This is a genomic window from Sphingobium sp. SG1, assembly GCF_057063145.1.
Map to the genome: position 1 here is coordinate 1 of NZ_JBVVOJ010000069.1, position 631 is coordinate 631.

Genomic DNA, 631 nt, shown 5'->3' on the forward strand with positions numbered 1-631 from the left:
GCGAAATGGTGGTTGAGCATGCCCATGGCCTCCGTCAGCGCCGAGGGCCCAATGCCAAAAGCTCTCTCCACAAGGCGCACCTCGCCCCTGATGCCGGGCTGCAGGCACCAGGGGCGAGCCTGTCCTTTGCGCAGGGCTCGCATGACTTCGAATCCCTTGATCGTGGCATAGGCCGTGGGGATCGATTTGAAACCGCGCACCGGCTTGATCAGTATCTTGAGCTTTCCGTGATCGGCCTCGATCACGTTATTGAGATACTTCACCTGCCGGTGGGCCGTCTCCCGGTCCAGCTTTCCTTCGCGCTTCAATTCGGTGATCGCTGCACCATAGCTCGGCGCTTTGTCGGTATTGAGCGTGGCAGGCTTTTCCCAGTGCTTCAGGCCTCGCAGGGCCTTGCCCAGGAACCGCTTCGCTGCCTTGGCGCTGCGGGTCGGCGACAGGTAGAAATCGATCGTGTCGCCCCGCTTGTCGACTGCCCGGTACAGGTAGGTCCACTTGCCCCGCACCTTGACGTAGGTTTCATCCAGGCGCCAGCTCGGATCAAAGCCACGCCGCCAGAACCAGCGCAGCCGCTTCTCCATCTCCGGGGCGTAGCACTGGACCCAGCGATAGATCGTCGTATGGTCGACCG

The 631-nt window shown here is 62.0% G+C and carries 1 protein-coding gene; it reads right to left on the minus strand.

Going from position 1 to position 631, the window contains the following annotated elements; all coding sequences use genetic code 11:
* Positions 1 to 631, minus strand: a 631-nt coding sequence (locus AC0KVN_RS27595) for an IS6-like element IS6100 family transposase (protein WP_483656831.1), incomplete at both ends; no start/stop codon positions are given.